This is a genomic window from Oscillibacter sp. (assembly GCF_032060045.1).
In the GTDB taxonomy this organism is placed as follows: Bacteria; Bacillota; Clostridia; order Oscillospirales; family Oscillospiraceae; genus Oscillibacter.
In genome coordinates this window covers 51,482-58,216 of record NZ_DAMBZJ010000019.1, presented here as the reverse complement: position 1 = coordinate 58,216, position 6,735 = coordinate 51,482, and the positions used below count along the sequence as shown (strand labels likewise).

Genomic DNA, 6,735 nt, shown 5'->3' with positions numbered 1-6,735 from the left:
GCGACTGCTCTTCCCTCACCGAGCTGATGCTGGCGGACAAATGTGGCGTCAGGGGACAGGAGATTATGTTCTCCTCTAATAACACTCCGTCCGAAGAATACGAATTGGCGGACCAGCTGGGGGCTGTCATCAATCTGGACGACATCACTCATGTGGAGTTTTTGGAGCAGTCCATCGGTCGTATCCCGGAGAAAATCAGCTGCCGGTACAATCCGGGCGGTATGTTTACACTGGGAGAAACGCAAGAGGGCTTTCAGGTAATGGATAACCCAGGCGATGCGAAATATGGCATGACCCGCGCACAGATTGCGGACGCGTTTCAAATGCTGCGGGACAAGGGTGCGAAGGAATTCGGCATCCACGCCTTTTTAGCCTCCAACACGCTGTCCAACGAGTATTACCCCGCCCTTGCCAAGGTTCTGTTTCAGCTTGCGGTGGAGCTAAAGGAAGAAACCGGCTGTCACATCACCTTCATCAACCTTTCCGGCGGCGTGGGCATTCCCTATCTGCCGGACGCACCGGAGAACGACATCGCCGCCATTGGCGAGGGCGTGCGCCGGGTCTATGAGGAAGTTCTGGTTCCCGCCGGAATGGGGGATGTGGCGCTATACTCGGAACTGGGCCGGTTTATGCTGGCGCCCTATGGGCATCTCGTCACCCGCGCGGTCCATGAAAAGCATATTTACAAAGAGTATATCGGGGTGGATGCCTGCGCCTGCAACCTGATGCGCCCGGCCATGTACGGGTCTTACCACCACATCACCGTGGCTGGAAAAGAAAACGCCCCCTGCGACCACATGTACGACGTGGCGGGCGGCCTGTGCGAAAACAACGACAAATTTGCCGTTGACCGGATGCTTCCCAAAATTGATTCGGGCGACCTTCTGGTGATTCACGATACCGGGGCCCACGGCTTCGCCATGGGCTATAATTACAACGGAAAGCTCCGCTCCGCCGAGCTTCTTTGGAAGGAAGACGGCACTCCGGAGCTGATTCGCAGAGCCGAAACCGTGGAGGACTATTTTTCCACACTGGTCTGGTAAGTCTGGAAATACGGGCATCTTGTCCGGACGATTCTTCAGCGCGACTGACCGGTGTTTCAGCGGCGATTCCATAATTCTAAACAAAACGCGTGGGGCGGATGAAATATCCGTCCCACGCGTTTTTATTTTTCTCCACGTTCTGTGTGGAATTTAGGTGTGCACGGGAATGGCTTCACCTCAAGCTGCGGTTTTAAGCCGTATGTTTCGTGCCTACGCCAGCAGTCCGGCGCCCTTAAGCACCACCGCCGCCGCCATAGCCAGCAGCACAACCAGCGCTCCCTGTCCCACCAGACGGTTTCCGGAGATGATTTCTTTCCCTCCGTCCTGTCGGCAGGCAATCATCAAAAACAGCGTGGCAACGGACAAACCCGTCGCTATCACCGCGACAGCCCCCAGCAAAGCCTCGGGAAAGCCCAGCGCCCGTCCCAGAAAATACAACACCAGCCCCGCGGCGGAGACAACACTTCCGATGTTCATCCACCGTTTTTTCTTCGTAAAGTCTTCTTGCATATCCATCTCTCCGGTTTCTGTCGTCTTGAAAGCGCGGCTGGCTTTTGATTTCCGCAAAGCTCTTTTCCGCGTTTATATGACGGAATCAATACCCGTTTACAATTACGTTCAGCACCCGACCAGCCACAGTCCCGGCCACGGACGCGCCGCCGCCGCCGTTTTCCACTAGCGCCACAAAGGCATAGGGCGTATCCTCATCTCTGAGAAAACCGGTAAACCATGCATGGGGCGCTTTTCCCTCTCCCACCTCCGCCGTGCCGGACTTGGCGCAGATATCCATGTTGGGAAAGCGCTTTGTCCCGTAGGATTCCGTCACGTTGTTGGCCATCAACTCCGCCAGCGTCTTTGCGGTGTCTGCGCCGATCAACCGACCTGTGTGGTGTGTCAGATTCAGGGAGGAGGGAAGCCCCAGACTATCCCGGGTCTTTAGAATCAGTTTGGGCACGGCGGCTTTTCCCCCGTTCCCAATGGCCCCCATGTAAACCATCAGGGCGCAGGGATTCACTGTATCGTGAAACTGTCCCACGCCCGCCCAGCCAAGCTCGCCGTCGGTAATCCCATTGAAGGAAAAGCGCCCCTTGGCGGTGGGCAGACCGCTGACGGAATAACTGTCCATCAGCCCCGCCTTGGCGGCGTAAGATGCCAGCGTATCCTCTCCCAACTCCTCAGCCATCTCCGCAAAGGCCACGTTACAGGAATTAGCCAGCGCCTGCGCAAACGTCTCATCTCCATGAGTCCCTGAGCAGATAATCGTATCTTCACCAATTTTCACGGAACCTTGGCAGTTCCATGTTCGTGTGTCATAATCCGGCAGTTTTTCAATGGCAGCCGCCGCTGTCACGGTTTTGAACACGGAACCGGGCGTGAAGGTGGAGGACAAAAATCGGTTGAGATACGCGCCCTTGTACCGATCGTTTTCCAAAATGTCCGCAGAGACGCTCAGCGGGTCATAGCTGGGTGCGGAAACCATGCACAGGATTTCTCCGGTTTTGTAGTTGTATACCGCCACGGTTCCCGCCCGGCCGTTCAATGCCTGATACGCCTCGTAATTATATCGCGCATCGATGGTCAGGTACAAGGTGTTCCCCTGATGGGCGGAAAACGCGCCGTTTACAAGATCATACCCTGTCAGCTTATCGGCAAAAGCGTTCAGCACGCCGGTGCCGATATTGCCCTGCAAATCTCCCACGGCGTGGAGTGTGGATTTGCGGACCGTCTCATTTTGGTAATAGGTGCGGTTTCCGTCGTCATCCACCGCTGAGAGCACATCCCCATCCCGGTCCAAAACCGTCCCGCTGGTTAAAACGCCTGCGTTGTTGTACAGGTGCCGGTTGAAGGCTGAGGAAGCCCAGCCACCCCCGTAAATCAGAAATTTTCCGACGAAAAAGAGCAGTCCCAGTCCCAGTGCCCCCGCCAAAAGCAGGCAAAGCAGCGCCCGCCGTTCAATTTTACGCATGGCGGTCCTCCTCTCCGCCGACTTCCCGGTTTCGGAGGAACTCCGGTATAGTAAACGAAACATCGTCGTCAAAGTACGGTTTCAGTGAGTCTACCTCCTGCGCAAATTCCGGCTCTGCCGACTCATTCTCTGCGTCGCGTCCCAGTTTTAAGCGGCTATTCTCCTCCACAGGTCCAGACTTTTTGTCCTCCCTGATCGGTTCCCGGCGAGATTCATCCTCCCGCACCGGCTCGGTCCGACGGCGGGCCTCCTCCGTCAGCCGTTTACCCGGCCTGCGACGGATGGCAAAGCTGGCGTTTTCCCGAGTATCCGTGGCTTTAAGAAAGGCCAGCAATCCCCATGCCGACAGCATGGCGGACCCGCCGTTGGACACAAACGGCAGCGTCACTCCCGTCAGGGGAAGCAAATCCACAGAGCCGAACACGTTCAGGCACGTCTGGAACACCATCAGCGACCCTGCGGCGCAGGCGGCGATGACATAAAAGCTGGATCGCCCCACTCGGCAAGCCCGAACGACGAAAACTGCGAGAGTCACGATGGAAGCAATGGCCAGCACCGCCACAATCAGTCCCCACTCCTCGCACAGCATCCCGAATACCAAATCCGTGTCTCCTGCGGGGATTTTATAGAGCCAGCCTCTTCCCGCCCCCATGCCCACAAGGCCGCCGCTGGCTGCGGCGGACATAGTGCGGGTCTGCTGATAAGCCGCGCCCACCGATGCGTTTTGCCATGCGTGGCCCCACGTGGCAAACCGACTGAGGATATACGGTTTAAACTGCACAATAATCCCCGCGCCAAACACCGCCCCGCCACAGATCAGCCCTAGCGTTGCAAAGTCCCCGGAGCGGAGATAGGCAATCACCAAAAATGTGACAAAAAAGACAGCGGCGGTTCCAAAATCGCTCATCAGCCCCAGGCACCCGATGCAAACTCCGGTGAGGACGATGAACAGCGTCAAGTTCCGCCGGCGGAACAGGCGCTCCAGCGTAGCGGACCCGGCAAAAATGTAAAATATTTTTGCAATCTCCGAGGGCTGAATGGAAAATGGCCCCACAATAATCCAGTTCTTCGCACCAAACACTCGGCTGCCCAGTACCAGTGTCACGCCCAAAAGCCCCATGGCCACCGCCGCGGAAATCCACCGGAGCTTCTGCACTCGGCTCAAGTCACGCAATGCCAGCCCCAGCGCCAGAAACAGCGCCAGCCCCAGCACGACAGCAATAAACTGCTTGAGCAGCGACCCCGGCGCGGAGGAGGCTGTGACGGAAAGGGACAGGGTGGATAGGAAAAACGCGATGGTTTCCATCTCAAAGCCTACGCATTTTGTGGCCCGCAGGGCGATATAGTAAATCCACATTACCACCGTCAGCCCTAGAAAGCTCAGGGGCAGGGCCACCGTGGCCTTCTGCCCCGCCGCCACAATGAGCTGAAGGCAAGCCAAAATCTGAAACACCGTCAGCCACAAAAACGAGGGCCACACGGCGGCTGGGCGCTCTGCCTGCCGCCGCCGCTCCGTCTCCTCCCGCTCGCCCACGGTTTGTGGCAGGAAGAGCAGGGGCACGCCGCCAAGGCCCACGGTGTCCCCCACCCGCACAGGGGCGGAGGTGGTGATCACCTCGCCGTTTAGCAGCGTGCCGCCCTTGGAGCTGAGGTCATACAGCGTCCAGTCTCCCGCCTCGTTCCGGCATAATGCCGCGTGCTGACGAGAGATGCTGGGGTAATTTAAAATTACATCCGCCGTTTTGCTGCGGCCCAAAATGTTTTCCCAGTGTGTCAAAGGAAGCGCCGTACCGTTGGGTAAGCTCAGTTGAGCCCAGGTTTCCGGCGTATGAGGAATGCGTAAAAGCCCACGGATGGCCCGGGTTAAAATCAGAATCGCCAGCACCGGAAACAAAAACCGGACCACGGCCGAAAACCAAGTGCCCGCCATGGGCACGGCGGCAAGCGCCGCCGTCACAGCATCCAGTATGGATTGCAGGCCGGTCATCTCACCGCCTCCATTCTACTCTAAAAAGGTATCATTTGCTGCTTTTGCAGCCCTTGCAGCCTTTTCCGGCTCCGTTTTTTCAGTCCCGCTTCGCCCGGTTTGCTTTTTTTGCATGCCTGGGAGAATTTTAACCGCGCAGCTCCATCAGCTTTTGCTTCAATTCTCCCTCGATTCGGCCAAGCTCCACCTCAGCGGCTCTGCGCCTTACCGCGCTCTCCCGCTGAACGGTCATCACTTCGTCCAGCGTGGAAATCAACTGCTGATTGGTATGCTGAAGGGTTTCGATGTCCACAATGGACCGCTCCGCCTCCTTGGCGGCGGCCACGGTGCCCATTTTCAGCATATCCGCATTCTTCTTCAAAAGCTGATTGGTGGTGTCGGTCACGGCGGACTGGGCGGCAGTCGCCTGGCGGGAGTGCTCTAATCCCAATGACAGCACCATCTGGGACTTCCACAGTGGAATGGTATTCACCAAAGACGATTGGATTTTTTCCACCATCAGCGTGTCGTTATTTTGCAAAAGGCGGGTCTGTGGCCCCATCTGCACGGAAATCATGCGGGTCAGCTCCAGATCGTGGAGCTTCTTTTCAAACCGCTCGCACATCTGCACGCGGTCGTTATACGTCTGCGCGTCCTCCTGCGTGCCGGAGGCCTCGGCCTTTTTGCGCAGCGCTTCCAGCTCTCCGGTCCGATAGTCGGCAAGCTTCTTCTTCCCCGCCAGAATGTACATGGTGAGTTCCTTGTAATATTTCAGGTTCAGCTCGTACATCTGGTCCAGCATGGCCACGTCCTTCAGAAGGATAAGCTGATGCTGCTCCAACTCCCGGGCAATGCGCTCCACATTCGTCTCCACCTTGGCATACTGAGCTTTCATTGTCTGCATTTTGTTTCCAGCCTTTTTAAATACACCAAACAGTCCCTTTTTCTCCTCTTCCTCGCCAAAGCCCCGCAGCTCCGCCACCAGCGAGGAAAGGGACTTGCCCACGTCGCCCAAATCTTTGGTTTTTACAGAACTCAGCGCGTTTTCGGAAAAGCCCGCCACATTTTTCTGGGCCGCCGCGCCATACTGCAAAATCATATTGGAATCGGTTAGATCAATTTTTTTGGAGAATTCTTCCACAGCCTTTTTTTCCTGCTCGTTTAAAAGACTTTCGTCCAGCCGGACGGGCTCCGCCTCTGGTTTGGGCGAGGGCGCAGTAGGCACGGCAGGTGCAGGGGCCTCCCCACCCTCCAGTGTCAGCTCCGGAACAGCCTGAACCGCTGCCGCGGTAGGTTCCAGCGTCAACGAGGGCACCTTTTCAATCTCATCAGCCATGTTTTCTTCCTCCAAGCATTTATTTGCCGCTGCGCGGCTCTCGCGGCCGGGCCTGTCCCTCCCATCCGCGCAATGCCAGTAAAGCCCTGCGGGCGGCTTTGCAAAGCCCCCCGTCCAGCCTCCCGGCCCTGAATCTTTAATCGGTTTATTATACTCCCGACCAAACGCCCCGGTCAAGTGAAAGCCCCCTGAAACAGAGCGTTTTAGGGGGTATTTACAATTCATTCACGACGAAAGCCCGTATACACCCGCCGCCGCATCCCAAAACAGGGGTAGTCTAGGCGGGCGGTAGGTCCACAGTACGAATAACAGAGCCAGCGCCCACAGCGCCGCGAGTCCCGCCGCCTGTTGCCAGCCGGAGGTAAACCGCCCCGTCTTTCCAAAGCACCAATCCAATAAAAATACCGTCGCCGCCGAAACCAGA

At 57.0% G+C, this 6,735-nt stretch carries 6 protein-coding genes; 1 reads left to right on the top strand and 5 read right to left on the bottom strand.

From position 1 onward, the window contains the following. Nucleotides 1–1,043: diaminopimelate decarboxylase (locus RT018_RS09345; protein ID WP_312941322.1), on the top strand; the 1,043-nt coding region annotated here is incomplete at its 5' end. A gap of 210 nt (nucleotides 1,044–1,253) precedes the next feature. On the opposite strand, the gene RT018_RS09340 is transcribed toward RT018_RS09345, so the two are convergent. From RT018_RS09340 to RT018_RS09320, 5 genes are all read right to left on the bottom strand, one after another. Next, the gene (locus RT018_RS09340; protein ID WP_312941320.1) at nucleotides 1,254–1,553 is read right to left on the bottom strand and encodes a hypothetical protein; all 300 of its coding nucleotides are present in this window, start codon (nucleotides 1,551–1,553) and stop codon (nucleotides 1,254–1,256) included. A gap of 85 nt (nucleotides 1,554–1,638) precedes the next feature. Next, entirely contained in the window at nucleotides 1,639–3,009 is a 1,371-nt protein-coding gene (locus tag RT018_RS09335) for a penicillin-binding transpeptidase domain-containing protein (RefSeq protein ID WP_312941318.1), read from the bottom strand. Then, nucleotides 3,002–4,996 carry an FtsW/RodA/SpoVE family cell cycle protein gene (locus RT018_RS09330; RefSeq protein WP_312941316.1) on the bottom strand — a complete coding sequence of 665 codons (1,995 nt, stop codon included), beginning with the start codon at nucleotides 4,994–4,996 and terminating at the stop codon, nucleotides 3,002–3,004. The genes RT018_RS09335 and RT018_RS09330 overlap by 8 nt, the downstream gene beginning before the upstream one ends. Before the next feature lie 127 nt (nucleotides 4,997–5,123). Further along, nucleotides 5,124–6,311, bottom strand: coding sequence for a toxic anion resistance protein (locus RT018_RS09325; RefSeq protein WP_312941314.1), 1,188 nt, complete (start codon nucleotides 6,309–6,311; stop codon nucleotides 5,124–5,126). Nucleotides 6,312–6,536: 225 nt separating this feature from the next. Further along, nucleotides 6,537–6,735 (bottom strand): DUF6512 family protein (locus RT018_RS09320; protein WP_312941311.1); only part of this gene is annotated, 199 nt, incomplete at its 5' end.

Excerpts from the sequence above, each read along its gene's own strand:
- RT018_RS09340 (WP_312941320.1), bottom strand. The coding sequence starts at position 1,553 with ATGCAAGAAGACTTTACGAAGAAAAAACGGTGGATGAACATCGGAAGT.
- RT018_RS09335 (WP_312941318.1), bottom strand. The coding sequence starts at position 3,009 with ATGCGTAAAATTGAACGGCGGGCGCTGCTTTGCCTGCTTTTGGCGGGG.
- RT018_RS09325 (WP_312941314.1), bottom strand. The coding sequence starts at position 6,311 with ATGGCTGATGAGATTGAAAAGGTGCCCTCGTTGACGCTGGAACCTACC.
- RT018_RS09330 (WP_312941316.1), bottom strand. The coding sequence starts at position 4,996 with ATGACCGGCCTGCAATCCATACTGGATGCTGTGACGGCGGCGCTTGCC.